15 protein-coding genes are annotated in these 18,053 nt (G+C 63.0%); 7 read left to right on the top strand and 8 right to left on the bottom strand.

Annotated features, from left to right (window positions below; genetic code table 11):
• The first annotated feature begins 230 nt into the window (after positions 1–230).
• The 4 genes from uxuA (at position 231) to AC0L2K_RS15050 (ending at position 4,779) form a co-directional block, all read left to right on the top strand.
• Complete coding sequence (uxuA, locus tag AC0L2K_RS15065) at positions 231–1,463, top strand: mannonate dehydratase (RefSeq protein ID WP_128246208.1); 1,233 nt, start codon at positions 231–233, stop codon at positions 1,461–1,463.
• Between the two features lie 260 nt (positions 1,464–1,723).
• Positions 1,724–2,698, top strand: a complete 975-nt coding sequence (locus AC0L2K_RS15060) for a tripartite tricarboxylate transporter substrate-binding protein (RefSeq protein ID WP_128246209.1) — start codon at positions 1,724–1,726, stop codon at positions 2,696–2,698.
• A 100-nt stretch (positions 2,699–2,798) separates the two neighbouring features.
• Complete coding sequence (locus AC0L2K_RS15055) at positions 2,799–3,260, top strand: tripartite tricarboxylate transporter TctB family protein (RefSeq protein WP_023797766.1); 462 nt, start codon at positions 2,799–2,801, stop codon at positions 3,258–3,260.
• Between the two features lie 10 nt (positions 3,261–3,270).
• Positions 3,271–4,779: a tripartite tricarboxylate transporter permease gene (locus tag AC0L2K_RS15050; RefSeq protein WP_236390992.1), complete on the top strand. Its 1,509-nt coding sequence runs from the start codon at positions 3,271–3,273 to the stop codon at positions 4,777–4,779.
• Positions 4,780–4,869: 90 nt separating this feature from the next.
• Here the strand turns inward: AC0L2K_RS15050 and AC0L2K_RS15045 are convergent, their stop codons facing one another.
• From AC0L2K_RS15045 to AC0L2K_RS15020, 6 genes are all read right to left on the bottom strand, one after another.
• Positions 4,870–5,946, bottom strand: coding sequence for an ABC transporter ATP-binding protein (locus AC0L2K_RS15045; RefSeq protein ID WP_128184032.1), 1,077 nt, complete (start codon positions 5,944–5,946; stop codon positions 4,870–4,872).
• A 5-nt stretch (positions 5,947–5,951) separates the two neighbouring features.
• A complete protein-coding gene (locus AC0L2K_RS15040) occupies positions 5,952–6,998 on the bottom strand; it encodes a carbohydrate ABC transporter permease (protein WP_473522839.1) in 1,047 nt (348 codons plus the stop codon).
• Positions 6,995–8,131: a carbohydrate ABC transporter permease gene (locus AC0L2K_RS15035; RefSeq protein WP_473522840.1), complete on the bottom strand. Its 1,137-nt coding sequence runs from the start codon at positions 8,129–8,131 to the stop codon at positions 6,995–6,997. Before AC0L2K_RS15035 ends, AC0L2K_RS15040 begins: the two co-directional genes overlap by 4 nt.
• 74 nt (positions 8,132–8,205) lie before the next feature.
• Positions 8,206–9,678, bottom strand: coding sequence for an ABC transporter substrate-binding protein (locus tag AC0L2K_RS15030; RefSeq protein WP_473531688.1), 1,473 nt, complete (start codon positions 9,676–9,678; stop codon positions 8,206–8,208).
• A 314-nt stretch (positions 9,679–9,992) separates the two neighbouring features.
• Complete coding sequence (locus AC0L2K_RS15025) at positions 9,993–10,499, bottom strand: SIS domain-containing protein (protein ID WP_473531687.1); 507 nt, start codon at positions 10,497–10,499, stop codon at positions 9,993–9,995.
• A complete protein-coding gene (locus AC0L2K_RS15020; protein WP_473531686.1) occupies positions 10,484–11,257 on the bottom strand; it encodes an orotidine 5'-phosphate decarboxylase / HUMPS family protein in 774 nt (257 codons plus the stop codon). The genes AC0L2K_RS15025 and AC0L2K_RS15020 overlap by 16 nt, the downstream gene beginning before the upstream one ends.
• A 105-nt stretch (positions 11,258–11,362) precedes the next feature.
• Between AC0L2K_RS15020 and AC0L2K_RS15015 the strand changes: the two genes are divergently transcribed.
• The 3 genes from AC0L2K_RS15015 (at position 11,363) to AC0L2K_RS15005 (ending at position 14,613) form a co-directional block, all read left to right on the top strand.
• Positions 11,363–12,004: a glucose-6-phosphate isomerase gene (locus tag AC0L2K_RS15015; RefSeq protein ID WP_473496635.1), complete on the top strand. Its 642-nt coding sequence runs from the start codon at positions 11,363–11,365 to the stop codon at positions 12,002–12,004.
• 34 nt (positions 12,005–12,038) lie between these two features.
• Entirely contained in the window at positions 12,039–13,007 is a 969-nt protein-coding gene (locus AC0L2K_RS15010; RefSeq protein ID WP_473531685.1) for a shikimate dehydrogenase family protein, read from the top strand.
• Between the two features lie 82 nt (positions 13,008–13,089).
• Positions 13,090–14,613, top strand: coding sequence for a xylulokinase (locus tag AC0L2K_RS15005; RefSeq protein ID WP_473496633.1), 1,524 nt, complete (start codon positions 13,090–13,092; stop codon positions 14,611–14,613).
• 153 nt (positions 14,614–14,766) lie between these two features.
• On the opposite strand, the gene AC0L2K_RS15000 is transcribed toward AC0L2K_RS15005, so the two are convergent.
• Positions 14,767–17,376 carry an arsenate reductase (azurin) large subunit gene (locus AC0L2K_RS15000; RefSeq protein ID WP_473531684.1) on the bottom strand — a complete coding sequence of 870 codons (2,610 nt, stop codon included), beginning with the start codon at positions 17,374–17,376 and terminating at the stop codon, positions 14,767–14,769.
• Between the two features lie 12 nt (positions 17,377–17,388).
• Positions 17,389–17,916 carry an arsenate reductase (azurin) small subunit gene (locus tag AC0L2K_RS14995; protein WP_236390977.1) on the bottom strand — a complete coding sequence of 176 codons (528 nt, stop codon included), beginning with the start codon at positions 17,914–17,916 and terminating at the stop codon, positions 17,389–17,391.
• Positions 17,917–18,053 lie beyond the last annotated feature (137 nt).

Raw genomic sequence — 18,053 nt, 5'->3', positions numbered from 1 at the left:
CAGTGGTTTTGGGTCAACGACATGCACAAAAACAAAAGGCTAAAGCGCGTCGCAGACGCGACGCGCTTTAGCCAAGGAATTTCGCGCTGGCGCTGATTGACGCCAGCCGCTATCGCCATTCGCGCCGACATCGAAATCTGATAGCAGCGGATGAAGAAAGGCAGCAGGTCGGTCACCGCGGCAGGAGCGCGGGCGGGCCGCGCGGAAATTCTTAATACGGGAGTGTTCGAATGAGACATGTGTGGCGTTGGTTCGGCCCGGTCGACAAGGTGACGATTGCGGACGCGCGTCAAGCCGGGGCGCAAGGCATCGTCACGGCCCTTCACCACGTTCCTCACGGCGCCGTCTGGCTGCCCGCCGAAATCGAAAGGCGTCAGCGCGAAGTCGCATCCTTGCCGGATGGCAGCGCAAGCGAACTGAGCTGGGAGATTGTCGAAAGCCTGCCGGTTTCCGAAGCGATCAAGACGCAGGTCGGCGAATGGCGCAGCCATCTAGCCAACTACAGGACATCGCTGGAAAACCTGGCGCGAGCCGGCATTTCGGTCATCTGCTACAATTTCATGCCCGTGCTCGATTGGACCCGCACCGATCTTGCCTGGCGCCTGCCGCATGGCGGCACCACCATGCGCTTCGATCTGATCGACTTCGCCGCATTCGACATCCATATCCTGAAACGCCAAGCGGCGCTCGGCGACTACACACCGGAGATCGCCGCCGAGGCGGAGCGCCGATACGCGCAAATGGATGACCGTGCGCGCAAGATTCTGGCAAGAAGCGTCAATTCCGGCCTGCCCGGCTCGACCGAAGACACGTCTCTCGACGGTCTCGCGGCTCAACTGTCAAATTATGACCGCATCGACGCAACCGCCCTGCGCCGGCATTTCGTCGATTTCCTGGCGGAGGTCGTGCCCACGGCCGAACGCCTCGGCCTGCGACTCTGCTGTCACCCCGATGATCCGCCGTTTCCGCTGCTCGGCCTGCCGCGCATCATGTCGACCGAGGCCGACTACAGCTACGTTCTGGACGCAGTCGACAGCCCGGCCAACGGCGCGACGCTGTGCACCGGATCGCTCGGCGCAAGACCCGATAATGATCTGCCCGGCATGATCGAGCGGATGGGGCCAAAAATCCATTTCGCCCATCTGCGCAATGTGCGCAAGGAAGCGGCCGGCACCCCCTGCTCGTTCCACGAGGACGAGCACCTTGCCGGCGACACCGACATGGTGGCGGTGGTGGCGGCGCTGCTTCACGAGGAAGCGCGGCGCAAAGTGGAGGGCCGCCCGGACGCCATCATCCCGATGCGCCCCGACCACGGCCAGGATATCCTCGATGACCTGACGCGCGGGGCGCAGCCCGGCTATCCGGCCATCGGTCGGCTCAAGGGATTGGCCGAGCTCCGCGGCGTCGAACATGCCATTCGCAGGTCGACATCAGGAGAGCCGATCTCCACTTACACCGCATAATCCAGAGGGAAATGCCACAGGCCGGTTCCGCGACCTGTGCTCGTTAAACATGCCATCTTCGACCGCTGGGCGTCCGGCAGTCCGCCTCCGGCCTGACGGCACCTTTTCACCCATTTGCGCGGACTTGTGTATAATAGCACCATGCGGCTTGAGTCCGATTGCAATCCGCTAGGTTACGCTAGTTATTGGTCCACCCGCAGCCGGTGTTGAGAAGAACTCCAGGAGGCGGTTGGGAATTCATATCCTGGGAGGAAGTTGAGATGAGAAGATTCGCCGCCGCTCTGGCCGCCGCCGCCGTCACGCTGTATTCGTTCGCCGCGGGCGCGCAAACCTATCCCGAACGCACCATCACCGTGGTGGTGCCGTTTTCGGCCGGCGGCCCGACCGACACGGTCACGCGCCTCGTCGCGGAAGCCATGTCGAAGGATCTCGGCCAGCAGATCATCGTCGAGAATGTCGGCGGCGCCGGCGGCACGCTGGGCGCCGGTCGCGTCGCGAGCGCCGAGCCCGACGGCTATACGCTTCTCCTCCATCATATCGGCATGGCGACAAGCGCCACGCTGTACAGAAAGCTCGCATACGACACGCTGAACAGCTTCGAATATGTCGGCCTCGTCACCGAGGTGCCGATGACCGTCGTCGGCCGCAAGGACCTCGAGCCGACCGACCTGAAGGGGCTGGTCGACTACGCCAAGGCCAACAAGGATACCGTCACCGTCGCCAATGCCGGCATAGGCGCGGCCTCGCATCTGTGCGGCATGCTGTTCATGAGCGCGATCGGCACGCCGCTGGTCACCGTGCCCTACAAAGGCACCGGACCGGCCATGACCGACCTTCTCGGCGGCCAGGTCGACATCATGTGCGATCAGTCGACCAACACCACCAAGCAGATCCAGGGCGGCACGATCAAGGTCTACGCCGTCACCTCGGCTGAACGCCTCGATGTTCTGCCGGACGTCCCGACGACGACGGAAGCCGGTCTCCCGGAGGTGCAGGTCGGCATCTGGCACGGCCTCTACGCGCCCAAGGGCACGCCGGCCGAGGTCACCGAACGCCTGTCGAAGTCGCTTCAGGTCGCGCTGAAGGACCCGAATGTCGTCGCCCGCTTCGCCGAACTCGGCACCAAGCCATCGCCTGAAGCTGATGCGACTCCGGCCGCGCTGAAGGCCAAGCTGGAGGGCGAGATCGCGCGCTGGAAGCCGATCATCGAAGCCGCCGGCCAGTACGCCGACTGAGATTTTGAACGGGGCGCCCACCAGCGCCCCGTTTTTTTCACACCGGCCCCATTTTCACACCGGCATCGGCGCGCCCGCGGCGCGGGCCTGGGAGGACGTCATGAAACCCTTCACAATCGACACGACCAACGGCATATGCGCCGCGCTGTTCATCTTTCTCGGCGGATTTTTCGCGCTGCAGTCGCTCGACCTCGAAATCGGCACCGCCTTCCGCATGGGACCGGGCTATTTCCCGCTGGTCCTGGCAATCGTTTTGATCCTGCTTGGCGCCGTCATCCTCGTCGAAGCGGTGCGCTTCGAGAGCGAGCCGATCGGCCATGTAGCCTGGCGCGGCATGCTGTTCATCCTGCCTGCCCCGATCTTCTTCGGCCTGACCGTGCGCGGCCTCGGCTTCCTCCCCTCGATCTTCCTGACGGCGCTGATCGCATCCTTTGCCAGCGGTCGCATGAGGCCGCTGACCGCGCTCGTGCTCTCCGCCGGCCTGACGCTGTTTGCGTTCCTCGTCTTCAGCTATGCGCTCGGCCTGCCGTTCCGGCGCTTCGGCCCGTGGCTGCAGTTTTGAGGGGATGAACATGGAACTCCTCGACAACCTCGCGCTTGGTTTTTCGACGGCCTCGTCGCTGGCAAATCTCGGTTTCTGCCTGATCGGCGTCCTTCTCGGCACGCTGATCGGCGTTTTGCCCGGTATCGGCGCCACCGCCACCATCGCCATGCTGTTACCGATCACCTTCCAGATCGGCGACCCGGTTTCCTCCCTTATCATGCTCGCCGGCATCTATTACGGCGCGCAATATGGCGGCTCGACCACCGCCATCCTCATCAACATGCCTGGCGAATCCTCGTCGGCCGTCACCGCCATCGACGGCTACCAGATGGCCAAGAACGGCCGCGCCGGGGCGGCACTCGCCATCGCGGCGATAGGCTCGTTCTTCGCTGGCACGGTGTCGACCTTCCTCGTCGCCGTCTTTGCCCCGCCGCTGACGGCGATCGCGCTGGAATTCGGCGCGGCCGAGTATTTTTCGCTGATGATCGTCGGCCTCGTCTCGTCCGTCGCGCTCGCCCACGGCTCGATCGTCAAGGCGCTGGCGATGGTCGTGCTTGGCCTGCTGCTCGGCATCGTCGGCACCGACATCTACACCGGCACGCCGCGCTTCACGCTCGGCATCCGCGAATATGCCGACGGGCTGAATTTCGTCGCGGTGGCGGTCGGCGTCTTCGGCGTCGCCGAGATCCTGCGCAACCTCGAAAACGAGCACGAGCGCTCGGTAATGATCCGAAGCGTCTCCGGCCTGATGCCGACCCGCGACGACTTTCGCCGCATGGCGGCGCCGATCGTGCGCGGAACCATCATCGGTTCGGCGCTAGGCATCCTGCCGGGAGGCGGCGCGATCCTTGCAGCCTTTGCCTCCTACACGGTCGAAAAACGCATCTCGAAAAACCCCGGGGAATTCGGCAAGGGCGCCGTCGAAGGCGTCGCCGGACCGGAATCGGCCAACAATGCCGGTGCGCAGACCTCGTTCATCCCGATGCTGACGCTCGGCATTCCGGCCAACCCGGTCATGGCGCTGATGATCGGCGCGATGATCATCCAGGGCATCGTGCCCGGCCCCAATGTCGCGATCGAACAGCCGGCGCTGTTCTGGGGCATCATCGCCTCGATGTGGATCGGCAATCTGATGCTGATCATCTTGAACCTTCCGCTGATCGGGCTTTGGGTGAAACTCCTGACGATCCCCTACTACGTGCTCTTCCCGATCATCATGGCGTTCTGCTCGATCGGCGTTTACAGCGTCAACACCAACATCTACGACCTCTACGCCGTCGCCTTCTTCGGCTTGCTCGGCTATCTCCTGACAAAGCTGCGCTGCGAACCGGCGCCGCTGCTGCTCGGCTTCGTGCTCGGCCCGCTGCTCGAGGAAAACCTGCGCCGCGCCATGATTCTCGCGCGCGGCGATCCGACCACCTTCGTGACGAGGCCGATCAGCGCCGGCCTGCTCTTCATCGCCTTCGCCGTCCTCGTCGTCGTCTTCCTGCCGGCGGTCAAGAAGAAGCGGGAAGAGGTGTTCGTGGAGGAGAATTAATATATGTCGCGCAAAAGCATGCCCTTGGGCCTGACCCGAGGGTGCGCAGCGGTTTTGCGATAACGACATCCATAAAAACAAGAACTTAAGTCACGCGGCCGCCTGTCTGCCGGCGCGGCCGCCGATGCGGGCTCCGGTTTCCGCATCGAACAGAAAGACGGCGGTATCCTGGAAGGTGATGCCGATCGGCTCATCCATGTCGTAGTGCGCCGATTTGTCGGCCTTGACGGTTACTGTGGCCCCACCGAACTGGCAGGTGATCAAGGTATGATCACCGATCAGTTCCACGGCATAGACTCGCGCCGCAATCTTGCCCTCCGATGGCGCCGTGACCCGGCAATCCTCGGGCCGGAGGCCGGCAGTGACCTTCTTACGGCTTTCGGCAACGCTGGTCGCAAATCGCCCTTCCGCCCAGGCGAAGCTACCCTCGACCAGCTCGCCCCTAAGAAAATTCATCGGCGGCGAGCCGATGAATCCGGCGACGAACAGGTTCGCCGGATCGTCGTAGATCTGACGGGGCGTCGCGATCTGCTGCACGACGCCGCGGTTCATGATGGCAACACGGTGCGCCAGGGTCATGGCCTCGATCTGATCGTGGGTGACGTAGATCGTCGTCACGCCTAGATCGGCCTGCAGGCGCTTCAGTTCCGAGCGCATGTGGCCGCGCAGCTTGGCGTCGAGGTTGGAGAGCGGCTCGTCCATCAGGAAGACGCTCGGCCGCCGCACCATGGCGCGGGCGAGCGCGATGCGTTGCCGCTGACCGCCGGAAAGCTGCCGTGGATAGCGGTCGAGGAACTCCTCGAGATGCACCTTGACGGCGGCACTGCGCACGGCGGCGTCGCGCTCAGTGCGCGGCATGCCACGCAGCTTCAGCGGATATGCGATGTTCTCCGCAACCGTCATGTGCGGATAGAGCGCGTAGGACTGGAACACCATCGCCACGTCGCGATATTTGGGCAGCACGTGGGTGACGTCGCGGTCGCCGATGAGGACGCGGCCGGAACTCACCGATTCAAGCCCGGCCACCATGCGCAGCGCTGTCGTCTTGCCGCAGCCTGAAGGGCCGAGCAGCACCAGGAACTCGCCGTCCTCGATCTCCAGGTCGAGCCCTTTGACCACCTCGACCGCGCCGAAGGACTTGTAGATATCGGACAGGGTGACCCGCATAATGACTAGCCCTTCACTGCGCCGACCAGCAGTCCGCGCGCGATATGCTTCTGCAGGATGCTGGAGATGATGATCACGGGGGCGATCATCACGGTGATCAACACCGACATGTTCCACCATTGCGGCCCGCGGGTCGTGTTCTGTGCTGATACCAGCACCGGCATGGTCTGCGCATCGGCATTGGAGAGGAAGAGGGCCAGCAGATACTCGTTCCAGGCAAGGATCAGCACCAGCAGGAAGGTCGCGACCAGGCCGGACCGCACCAGCGGCAGCGCGATGGTGAAGAAAACGCGGAACTTGGAGGCCCCGTCTATTTGTGCGCTCTCCTCGAGGTCGAGCGGGATGCCGGCGAAGAAATCGCGCGTCAGCCATACGACGATCGGCAGGTTGATAGCGGTGTAGGTGGCGATCAGCGCCACCTGCGTGTCAAGCAGGCGCATCTGCTGGAACATCACGTAGATCGGCAACACGGCGACGATCGGCGGCATGATACGGTTCGAGATGATCCAGAACTCAATGTCGCTGTTGCCGACCGCAAGCTTCGTGCGTCCAACGAGCGTGAACAGCGCAATGACGAAGAGAGCTGCCGCCACGACAATGGCGATCTCCCACCGCACGCCGAAAGTGGCCACCGCCACGATGATTGCGGTGAGCAGGATCAAGAAGATTGCAACAGCGGCGAGCTTCACCTGGAAGCGGATACGCACGAGCGCGTAGGCCGCCAGCGAGCCGATCAGGACTGCGAGCAGTGTGCTGGCGACCGCGACAACGACCGAATTCATGTAAGGGCGCAGCGTGTAATTCTGCACCAGCATGAAGTCCCATGCCTGAAGCGAAGGGGCAAAGTCGACGAACGGGAGATAGAACGGCCCGTTGTCGACCTCCCCAGGCCCCTTGAAGGACGTGATGAACACCCAGTAGAGTGGAATCACCACAACCAGCGTCCACAGGGACAACAGCAAATAGGTCAGCACCCTGGCGACCGGCGCCTGGCTGTCGATCGAGGCCGGCTCGAACAGCCGGCGCGCCAGCGAGCGCGGCTCGGTGCTCATGCTTCGAACCGGCGCGCCGGCCGGACCACGAAGTTGAAGAACCAGACGCATACGATGGTCGAGATGAAGAGCAGCATGTAGCCGATAGCGGCCGAGCCGCCGAGATCCTGGGTGCGCCAGGAAATGAAGGAATGGAGCGTCATCGATTCCGTCGCCAGGCCGGGACCGCCGCCGGTGAGCACGTTCGGCAGGTCGATGATCTTGAAAGCCTCGATGAGCCGGATCAGCACGACGGTAGCGGCAATCGGCGCGATCGCTGGCCAGGTAATGTCGCGAAAAATCTGGAAGCCGTTGGCTCCGTCGAGCCGCGCCGCCTCGACCTGATCGCGCGGCTGGTTCTCGATGGCCGCCAGCAGCACGATAAACATGAACGGCGTCCACTGCCAGGTGTCGCCGACCAACACCATCAGCCGCGCCGACCAGGCCTCTGTCGCCCACGACCACTCGCTGATGCCGAAAGCGCGCACGAGTGGGGCGAAAGGCCCCTTCTGCATGTCGGCGAGCATTCGGAACGTGTAGGCGATACCGACCGGGGTTACCATCAGCGGGATGAAGAAGAGGACGCGAAAGAAATTCCGGCCGCGGATCGGCTGGCCGCACAGCAGCGCGAGGCCGAGCCCCAGTGCGAACTGCACGGACACGCCGACGAACACGTAGAGAAGCGTGTTGACGACAGTCCCCGGCACGCCGCCCGGCGCCATGGTGGCCAGCGCAAGAACCGCCAGACCCATGGCCATCGCCGTCGCGAGAAGCCGACCAACCGTGCCGACGATGGTCGGCCTGCCACGCAACAAGTAGCGGGCGAGGAGGAAAAACAGCCCTGCCGCGATCAAGGCCAGCAAAGCGGATTGGACAAAGCCGAACGTGCCAAACTTGCCGAGCAGGTGATACTGCTGCGAGCCGACCAGCAGCTTGCGGAAGTTCAAAAGTCCGATGAATTTCAGGGTGAATCCGCCCGGCGCGAGCGCAAAGCGCGAAAGCGCGAGGTAGGCCGAGATGATGAGCGGAAAAATTGCGAAGCAGAGAAGCACGATGACGGCTGGCAGCACCATGATCCGGCCGGAGTGACCGTCCAGCCATTCGGCCCAGCTGCGGCGGTCGGCAGCGTCTGGCATCGTGTCGGTTGCGGTCATCATACCCTGAGAAAGTGGGGCAGGCATCAGGCCCGGCGCGGACCGATGCCACGCCGGGTCGTTTGCTTGGCTGCCTATTTGGCGCCGATGGTCGCCTTGTAAAGTTCGAGCTGCTGGTCTTTGCCAACCTCTTCGTTCAGCTCATTCCAGCCTTCCTCGACCGCCGCGACGGTCGCTTCCTTGTCGATTTCGCCGGCGAGGAAGCGCGAGACCGCTTCGTCGAGCACCACCTGCTGGTATTTCTGATTTTGTGGGATGCGCAGGTCGAGGATCATGTTCGGGCTGCTCATGCTGTCATTGATCGCGCCCAGGTAGACTTTGGCCTCCTCCTCGCTCATGCCGGCCTTCCTCCAAAGGTCGCTGTAGCTGAGCTGTGAGGTGCGATACGGGTTGAAGCCGGTGCCGCCGACGGTGACGTCGGCATTCGACTGTGCCGGCTGCGTCATGAACGAGAAGTAGGCATAGGCGGCGTCCTTTACCTTCGGATCGGCCGCCGCGTTGATGCCGCCGCCCCAGCCGCCAAAGGCGGCGAATGGCGCATGGTTCACGCCGTCGATCGCGTGCGGGCAGTTTTCCGTCGTGCAGGCCTCTAGCTTGCCGGTGTCCCAGTTCAGGACCTCCTTGGATCCGGGCATGATCGCCGCGCCCCATTTGCCCATCACCTTGGACTGCTTCGGATCGATCGAGATCGTGCCTACATCACCCCAGTCGAGGTTCAGCGCGCAGCGGCCGGAAGCGAAGAGCGGCCGCGTATCGCTGACGTCGAGGTTCAGCTCGTCCGGCGGGCCGTACTTGGTCGATTCAGACAGGAAGTCGAGCGCCTTGCGGAAGGCGTCGTTGTTGACGAGCGGCGTCATGTCCTTGGTGTTGAAGAAGGTGCCCTGGCTGGTTCCCTTGGACTGGGTCATCGAGCCGACCACATCGGTGACGAACCAATAGCTCTGCGCGTTGCGCTTCTTGGCGATGCAGGAGCCGAAATCCGGCGTGCCATCGCCGCTCATGTCCTTGCCATGCGTGGCCTTGGCGACCTCGAGATACTCGTCCCAGGTTTTTGGCACCGCCAGGCCGGCCGCTTCGAGCACGTCCTTGCGGTAGTACATCATGTGGAAGTCGCCATCGAGCGTGATCATGTAGGTCTTGCCGCTGTACTTCTCGGAGAAGTCACGGAAGAACGCGCCCACATCGTCCTGCTGGATGTCCTTGTCGGCCTCCACTCGCGGCGTCAGGTCCTCGAGATAGCCGCCGGCAATGTAGTCGACCATCCATTGCGGGGCGAACACGCCGGCATCGACCGAGTTGGTGCCGCTCGCCCAGTCGGTGAGAATCTTCTGATAGAGATCCGAGAATGGCACCGCGATGACATTGATCTTGGCGCCGGTGAGCGCTTCGAACTCGGGCGCGCGCCGCTGCAGCGGCTCCTGAATCGCACCGGTCTGCGTAATGACGTTCACGGTAACGCCCGCAAACGGTTTGTCCTGCGCGAAGGCAGGCGCGCCAACCAGCGCGGCAAAAGCCGAAAAGCCGGCCAGAAAGACCCCAATTCTCATCAGACTTCCTCCCGTGTTGACCGGGACTTGTTCCTGCGAAAACCAAGCCGCCGGTATCTCCCCGTCGGCTGCCGTCGCCAGAGCACGGCACCAACGCTCCTCAAGCACAATATCGGCATCGCGCAGCGAGTCCAGTGCCTTGCCGCCACGGAAGGTGAGCTGCCCAGCGGGGCTTCCCGGCTAATGCATGTCGCCCAAAAAGCGCGCAGCGGTTTGAGCGCGGAGCCGCCGGAAAACCGCTCGATCTTGCCTGGGGAATATTCCACCGCATCGACAATACCCGTCTCCGGTGCACACCACCGTCGGCACGGGCGTCACTGCAAGTTGGTGTGGCGGTACAACATCAGCTTGTGCGCGTCGCGGATCTGCTGCGCCAAGCCGAGCACAATGCTGTCGAGCAGGATGAGGCAGGACTGCTCGAACAGGCTGCCGCCAAACTGTTTCGATTTCTCGACAGGGACATGCAGTGTGACATCGGCAATGCCGGCCAGGCTACCGGCTGGCTTATGCGTCAGCGTAACGACCTTGGCGCCCTCCGCCTTGGCGATGCGGGCAAAGCCTGTACTGACCGGCGTTTCCCCGGAGCCGGAGATGATCAGCAGCGCATCGCCCTCGCGGATCGATGGCGCCGATGCCTCACCGACGAAATGCACCGCTCGGCCAACATGCATGAAGCGCATCGCACCCATCTGCGCGACAAGGCCGGAGCGTCCCTGCCCGGAAAAGAACCATCGCTGATCGGGGTCATCGAACGCCTGCACCAGTCTTGCAAAGGCGTCGGCGTCGATCCGGCCAAGAACTTCGGTTATCTCCTGTCCCACGGCCAGCCACGGCCTGGATTGGGCAATCTGTCGCGAATCCATCGGGCTACCTCTTTCGGACTTGCGGATTCTGTGATGGCGCTGCCAACCACGAGGATTTCAGGCTCGACTGCGATCACCGCTTCCAGCGTGTCGGGGCCGATCCCGCCGGCGAGCGAAACCAGAAAGCCGCGATCATGCATCTTTCTCACGGCGTCGATATGTGAGGTGGAGGTGTTGCCTGCCAGTCGCGCATCGGTTGGCGAGTGGACCGCGACATAGCCGAAGCTTTCGGGGAAGACAGCATTCAAGGGAAGCAATTCTGCCTTGCCCGCCTCGGTGATGGTGTCGACGACGACCGTCGCGCCGAAGGCGGCGGCACGTCTTCCCACCGCCTCATGCGTGGCGGACGAAGCACATGACAGCACCGTCATGAATGCGGCGCCGGCGCCGAATACCATATCAGCCTCGAACCGGCCGGCGTCGACGGTTTTGGTATCAGCCAACACCATGACTTCAGGGCAGAGCTCGCGCGCTGTGGTGATGGCCGAGAGGCCGAGGCGTTTCAGCAACGGCGTGCCGATCTCGATAATGTCGGCAAATTCCTTCATCTGCGCGAGCAGAGCCAGGTGCTCAGGCTTGTCGAAGGCGACCTGGAGGAGCAAGGCGGGTCTCCTGGATTGCTTAAGACAGCGGATGCGGCATGCCGCCCAACCCACTGTCGTGTGCTTCGTGGTCGAAATCTGCCATAATCCAGCAACCTCCATGCTGGTCTGCATAGGCAGAGCAAATCGTACCCTGCAAAGCAAGTGGTCTTGTCGAAAGCAGGAGGTGCGGGCCAGATCAGCGCCGACGCCCCCGGCGATGCAATATGAGGTAGTCCTTTGACGAGACTGTTTGAGCCCATTGGATGCAAGGTCGACCTGTCGACTGGTGCGATGGGAAATGCAACCGGCAGCTACCAGAAGCGTTTCCGCGATCTGGACGGGCTCTATGCCGACGCCGCGGCGTTCGAAGCCATGCGCGTGACATGGGGTGAGCGCATCGTCTACGAGGTCTCCGAGTTCCGACCGACCGAGCAGTCGGGCGATCTGATTTTCGGCGTCACGCACATGGCGCCAGGCAAGGTCGGCGACGAATATTTCATGACGCGCGGTCACATCCACAGGCAGGCCGACCGGCCCGAGATCTACTATGGCCAGAAAGGGCACGGTCTCATGCTGATGGAGTCGCCAGAGGGCGAGGTTCGCATCCTGCCGATCGACGCCCAGACCGTCTGTTATGTTCCGCCGTTCTGGATCCACCGCTCGATCAATGTCGGGGAAGGCGATCTGGTGATGCTGTTCTGCTACCCCGCCGATTCAGGGCAGGACTACGAGATCATCGCGAGATCGGGAGGCATGCGCTCGCGCGTGGTCGCCGGCGATGGAGGCTGGAGGCAAGTCGACAATCCGGATTGGCGACCGCGTGACGCAAAGCTGATCTCTGCCCTCTATGGGCAGCAATCCGTCACGGTGCCGCCATGAAGATGCGCGCGGAGAAAATCCGGGAGAATGGCAAATGAGCCGCTATCTGCCGGCCACCCAGCCGACATTCTATTTTATCGGCGTCACGACGACGAGCAGCTCGATCATGCGGGTTTTCCCGGCATGGGCGCGCCACCTCGGGCTGAAGGAAGCGGTTCTCAAAGATGCGGTTCTCAGGGGCATCGACTTTCCACTCCATGCCGATCCGGAGGCCTACCGTGAGGTCGTCTCCTTCATAAAATCCGACCCGCAGTCGCTTGGCGCGCTGGTCACCACGCACAAGATCGATCTTTTCAACGCAGCGCGCGACCTGTTCGATGTGATCGATCCGCACGCCCGCCTGATGCACGAGACCAGTTGCCTGTCGAAGCGGGGCGGAAAACTCGTATGCCATGCCAAGGATCCGATCTCTTCGGGCCTTGCGATAGACGGTTTCATTCCGGCGGGATATTTTGCGGACACCGGCGCGGAGGTCCTGTCGATGGGCGCCGGCGGATCGACGATAGCGATCACCTGGCACCTGATGCGCAAGCAACGTGGCGCCGATTTGCCTTCGCGCATCATTGTCAGCGACCGTTCGCAGCCGCGTCTCGATGAAATCGATCGCATCCACAGAGACATGACGTCGGCGGTCGAGCTCGAATATGTCCTGGCGGACCGACCAGAGATCAATGACGAGACGTTGGCGGCGCTGAAGCCAGGCTCGCTGGTGATCAACGCGACCGGACTTGGCAAGGACGCGCCCGGCTCGCCGATTACCGATGACGGCGTGTTCCCCAAGCGCGGCATTGCCTGGGATCTCAACTATCGCGGCGACCTGATCTTCCTCGACCAGGCAAGGCGGCAGCAGGCCCGACAGCAGTTGCAGATCGAGGATGGTTGGACATATTTCCTGCATGGCTGGACGCAGGTGATCGCAGAGGTCTTCGACATCGCGATCCCGGTGTCCGGGCCGGATTTCGACGAGATGTCGCGCATCGCCATCGAAGCGGCGAAAGGCTGATGCCGTGGGTCTCGTCACGCCGCGCTCGCTCTAACCGATAGACGGAGGGTCACATGTTTGCCCATCTCAGGACTCTCCCGAAATGAGCGGCGAGCTTTTCCTCGCCATCGATGTCGGCACCGGCAGCGTCCGCGCCGCACTGATCGATGTCGCCGGCAAGATCCTCGAGCTTGCGTCGCGAGAGCACGACCAGATCGTGCCGGAATTCGGCTGGGCCGAACAGCGGCCGGTCGACTGGTGGGAGGGTGCGCTAGCGAGCGTCAAGGCGGTGCTGGACCGCGTCGATGGCGCCCGCGAAAACATCTCCGCCATCTGCGTCTGCGGGCAGATGCACGGGCTGGTCCTGCTCGACGCGCACGGAGCGCTGACGCGCGAGACGGCACCGCTGTGGAACGACAAGCGCACCGTCGATCTCGTCCGTCGCTTCGAGCAAGCGAACCAGCCGGACAGCTACCTGCCCGAAAGCGGTAACACGCCGACCCCCGCATGGCCGGGCTTCAAACTGCAATGGGTCCGAGACAACGATCCCGCCGCATACGCCCGCAGCGCAGTCGCCATCATGCCGAAGGATTACATCAACTACCGGCTGACCGGCGAGATCGCCATGGATACAGGCGACGCGTCCTGCAGCTTCCTGATGAACCCACAGCGGCTCGACTGGTCGCCGAAGATGATCGAGCGTATGGGTCTGGACGCCGCCAAGCTGCCGCCGATCCGCAACCCGCTGGATGTCGTCGGCCACGTCACCGAACAGGCGGCGCTCGACAGCGGCCTGCGCTCTGGAACCCCGGTGCTGGTCGGTGGCGCCGACTATCCGGTGGCACTGCTCGGCTCAGGCGCCTGTCGCCCGGGACTGGGTTCCGACAGCACTGGCACGGGCGCCATCATCACGGTTATCGCGGAGACGCCGCTGCTTGACCCGGAAATCTCGAACGTTGCGACGGTCGAAGGCAACTGGGCGCAATTCGTGCTGCTGGAGACCGGCGGCGACGGCATGCGCTGGGCACGCCGTGCCTTCCACGGCAACGCGCTGTCCTATGACGAGATCGTCGCCCGCGCCGCCGAGGCGCCGGCCGGTTGCGACGCGCTGCTGTTCATGCCCTTTCTCACCGGCGAACGCCTAGGGCGCCATCGCAACGCCCGCGCGCAGTTCTTCGGATTGGGCGCCGGGCATGGCATGGAGCATCTGCACCGCTCGATCCTGGAAGGCATCGCCTTTGCCATGACCCGCCACATCCGCATCATGGAACACGCGTCGAACAGGCCGCTGGAGCGCGTTATCGCTGCGGGTGGCGGGGCGCGCACCGAACTCTGGCTGAAGATCAAGGCCAGTGCCTTCAACATTCCGATCCTGGTCCCGCGGGAGCCCGAATGCGGCATTGTCGGCTGTGCCGCGATGGCCGCGACGGCGACAGGCCGCTTCTCGCGCGTCGAACAGGCGGCCGAGCGCTTCGTGAGCTACGGCGCCGAAATCCTGCCGAACCCCGGATGGGCCGAAATCTACAGCCGCACTCAACCGGTTTTCGAGCAGCTCTACCACCACAGCCAGGCGCTCTACGACGACATTGACGCACTGGCGGCCGCCACGCGCCAGACGCAGCCGTGACCTCTGCGATCGCCTGGCGATCGCATAGGGCTTGCGTGCATCGGAGACTCGGTCGTAGCGCTCGGCAATTCCGAGGAGAAGCTCGAGGCCGCCGCTGCCTGATGGCATTGGTCGGCGGCCTCGACAGCCAGACGGGACTTGGGAGGAGCCATCTCAGACGGGTCGATACTCCTGCGACTTGAACGACAGGTGCTTCACGCCTTCCGGGGCATCCGAGATTTTCCGGATGTTCGCCCAGGTCTGCTTGTAGTTCGGAATGATGAACTCGTTCACCCCTGGCGACACAACGTTGCCCTGCACCCCAGTGGGAAACGCGAACAGCATGAATGTCTCCTTCCGTTTTGCCGTGGGTGTCGGATACACGGCCGCCTGGGTCGCGCCGTTGTCATTGTAGACTTCAACCAGATCCCCCTGGTTCAGCGATAATTCTGCCATGTCGGCAGGATTCATCTCGATGAAGGGATAGGGCCAGCGGTCCATGACCAGCTCGTTCTGCTGGTCGAGGTAGGCACTCTGCCAGACGTGGTTGGTGCGGCCATTGTTGATGAGGAACCTGAACTTGTCCTTCTCCTCCTGCTTGCCAGCAGCTTGGAGGCCCCTCCACTGCGTCTCGGCAAAAACGGCCTTGCCGTCCTCCTTGTTAAATTTGCCGTCGGCGTAAAGGCGCTTGGTTCCAATGATGCGCTCGGTCCCCGCAGCCGGTTCGGGGGGCGATCCCGCATTGGTCGGCGCTGTCTTCTGCACAGGCTCCTTGCCGCGCGCACCCTCGATGGCCGGGCCGCCGAGAACCTCACCGGGTTCACCCGTCGAAGTTCCAGCTGCCAGCGGCTCGGTCTCCCCAAGGCCGGTTGCCGGCTCCTGGAAACCGTTGGTCCCCATCGCGCGCAGCCGGGCGTAGGTGACGAATTCTCCCCCCTTTTCGTGCTGGTGGTAGCCGTCCATGAAGGCGTCTTCTTCGGTCTGCCAGTCGAATCCCTTGAACTGGTCCGCGACAGCGTTGTCGCCTGCTTCGCGGAAAACCCGTTCCAGATGATTGGCCAAGCGCGCGGCGATCAGACAGTCGGGCATCGACTGGCCGGGCGGGTCCATGTAGCGCTCCGTCAGCCGCATGCGCCGTTCGCCGTTCATCGAGGTGAGGTTCATCTCGCCGGATGTCGCGGCAGGCAGCCAGACATGGCTCGCCTGACCGATCTTGGTCGGGATGATGTCGACATCGACTGAGAACAGGCCGCCTTTAGCAACCGCACCGACAATCGCATCGACAGTCGCCTGCCGGTCGCCGTAGGGGACGGAGGACATGGCGTCCTTCACCATATCGGTGCGCTCCTTGTACCGCCGCTTGAACTGGTGTGCGTTGAGCGTGGTCTTGTAGTGATCGCATCCCCAGATGTGATGGACGCCACCCTTGCCCTCGATCAACAACTGGTCGACGTAAGCCGCTGGTCGACCGACATGAGCGTCCGACGGCCGGGAATAGCCCTCCTGGTGGCCGCCCAGGCGGACACAGCCGCCGCCGGGGCGGCCAATGTTTCCGGTCGCCAGCGCGAGGTTCACGAGCGAGCCATTGGTTCGGTAGTTGTCGTTGCCCCAGATCAGGCCTTTTTCGTAGGCGAACATGGTGCGTCGACGCTTGCCGTCTTTCGGCTCGGCGATCCAGGTCGCCGCCTGCTTAATCTGGTCGACGGTGAGGCCGGTGATCTCAGCGGCTTGTTCCAGCGTCGTCCGGTTGGCGGCCAGCGCCTTGTCGAAGCCATTGGTTGACGCCGCGATGAAATCCTTGTCCGTCCAGCCCTGATCGGCGATGTGGGTCACCAGGGCGTTGAACAGCGCCAGATCCGTACCGGAGTTGATCGCCAAGTGCAGGACGCGCTCCTTGCCCGCCTCGACTTCGCACGCGTTCACGGTGACCGTTCGCCGCGGATCGACGATGATGACGCGAACTGGCTCGTGCGGCTCGCCCGGCAACTCCTTGTTCTTCTTTTCCGTGGAGGTCCCGCGCAGGTTCGGAATCCAATGGTTCAGGAAATAGTTTGTCTGCGTCTCCAGGGGATTTGCGCCGACCACCATGATCGTGTCGGCAAGCTCTGCATCCTCATAGCAGTTATTGAGTTCGCCGACGCCCATGTCGCGTGTCGCGTGGACCTCGGAATTGTAGGCGGGACGGTTATGGATCCGGATGTTCTTGACCTTCATGGCCCCGAAATAGAGCTTCCCAGTACCCCAGGTGTTCTCGTAGCCGCCCCCGGCGCCGCCGTGGTCGAAGGCCGAGACGAATACGCCGTCGTCGCCCTGTTCCTTAATCACTGCGGCAGTGACGCGGGCCACCAAGTCCAGCGCATCGTCCCAGGAGGTCGGCTGCATCTGGCCGTAGCGCCAAACCATTGGGTCGGTCAGGCGCTGAAGCTGCGTGTTGCGTTGCCGACTGAAGCTCATTTCGGCCATGCGGGCGCCGCGGATCGAGCCGAGCCCGGAATTCACGACGCAGTCTCTGTCCGGTTTGATGACGATATGGACGTCTTTGCCGTCCTGCTTGACGATGTTGTACATCGAAGGGGAATACCAGGCTGGCGTCTCCGCCTCCTGCTGCTGGGATAGGTCCACGCCAAAGACGTTTTGGTCGGGCGCTGTGCCGCCCTGGTGATTCGTGTCCCAGGTATAGGCGTGATAGCCGCAGCCGACGATGCAGTAGTGGCAGACGACGTTGTGAACCTTCGCGTCCGCCGGGATAATCGGCAGGCGGCCGATTTGACGTTTGTAGGCCATGACAGGTCTCCTCTAGAGCACGTTCGACAGGCGGCCGTAGATGAGCTCGTCGAGCCCCTCCGCGAACACATCGCCTTTGTCATCCACGCGAAGCAGGTACTGCGGCAGGTTCTGCGTCGCCTGCCCCCAGATCTGCTGGCCTCCCGCCTCGCAGTCGAAGCGGGAATAATGCCCCGGACAGTTCAGCGTGCGGTCCTCGGCGTTGTAGTTCAGCGGAAAGCCCTTGTGCGGGCAGATGGTGGAGAAGCCGACGATGTCGCCGTCAGGACCGGCGCCACCTTCCACCTTCATTCCAAGTTTCAGCAGCACACCGGGCGCGTTCTCATCGGGGTAGCCGACATCGAAAGGCTCATTCGGCTTCAAATCGGCTATATTGGCCAACTTGTTCGACGGGTATTCGACCAGCGCCAGACCGGGTGCAGCCTTGGTCTGGGCTTGCGCCGGCAGCGCCACTGCAGTGGCCATGCCGGCGGCGGCGAACGCTCCTCCCCTCAAGAATTGACGGCGGCCGACGTCGACCAGTCTGTTGCAGCGATCCATGCATTCCTCCCATTGGCGAAATCGTCGCAAGCGGCCTTGCAACGCCTGTGCCAAACGGAAAAGCCGTCGATTTCACTCGAGAAACTGCTGGAGAGCCAGCGCCAAAGGGACCTGCATGTTCGGAAATCCCAACATGC

Source organism: Mesorhizobium sp. WSM4817 (genome assembly GCF_055811135.1).
The sequence above is the reverse complement of the archived record's forward strand: the minus strand, read 5'-3'. Positions and strand labels throughout refer to the sequence as shown.

What these genes read in the sequence shown, in the direction of transcription:
- AC0L2K_RS15010 (WP_473531685.1), top strand. Translation starts at nt 12,039, where the DNA reads ATGAGCCGCTATCTGCCGGCCACCCAGCCGACATTCTATTTTATCGGC.
- AC0L2K_RS15030 (WP_473531688.1), bottom strand. Translation starts at nt 9,678, where the DNA reads ATGAGAATTGGGGTCTTTCTGGCCGGCTTTTCGGCTTTTGCCGCGCTG.
- AC0L2K_RS15020 (WP_473531686.1), bottom strand. Translation starts at nt 11,257, where the DNA reads ATGCAGACCAGCATGGAGGTTGCTGGATTATGGCAGATTTCGACCACG.
- AC0L2K_RS15055 (WP_023797766.1), top strand. Translation starts at nt 2,799, where the DNA reads ATGAAACCCTTCACAATCGACACGACCAACGGCATATGCGCCGCGCTG.
- AC0L2K_RS14995 (WP_236390977.1), bottom strand. Translation starts at nt 17,916, where the DNA reads ATGGATCGCTGCAACAGACTGGTCGACGTCGGCCGCCGTCAATTCTTG.
- AC0L2K_RS15060 (WP_128246209.1), top strand. Translation starts at nt 1,724, where the DNA reads ATGAGAAGATTCGCCGCCGCTCTGGCCGCCGCCGCCGTCACGCTGTAT.
- uxuA (WP_128246208.1), top strand. Translation starts at nt 231, where the DNA reads ATGAGACATGTGTGGCGTTGGTTCGGCCCGGTCGACAAGGTGACGATT.
- AC0L2K_RS15040 (WP_473522839.1), bottom strand. Translation starts at nt 6,998, where the DNA reads ATGAGCACCGAGCCGCGCTCGCTGGCGCGCCGGCTGTTCGAGCCGGCC.
- AC0L2K_RS15045 (WP_128184032.1), bottom strand. Translation starts at nt 5,946, where the DNA reads ATGCGGGTCACCCTGTCCGATATCTACAAGTCCTTCGGCGCGGTCGAG.
- AC0L2K_RS15050 (WP_236390992.1), top strand. Translation starts at nt 3,271, where the DNA reads ATGGAACTCCTCGACAACCTCGCGCTTGGTTTTTCGACGGCCTCGTCG.
- AC0L2K_RS15005 (WP_473496633.1), top strand. Translation starts at nt 13,090, where the DNA reads ATGAGCGGCGAGCTTTTCCTCGCCATCGATGTCGGCACCGGCAGCGTC.
- AC0L2K_RS15000 (WP_473531684.1), bottom strand. Translation starts at nt 17,376, where the DNA reads ATGGCCTACAAACGTCAAATCGGCCGCCTGCCGATTATCCCGGCGGAC.
- AC0L2K_RS15035 (WP_473522840.1), bottom strand. Translation starts at nt 8,131, where the DNA reads ATGACCGCAACCGACACGATGCCAGACGCTGCCGACCGCCGCAGCTGG.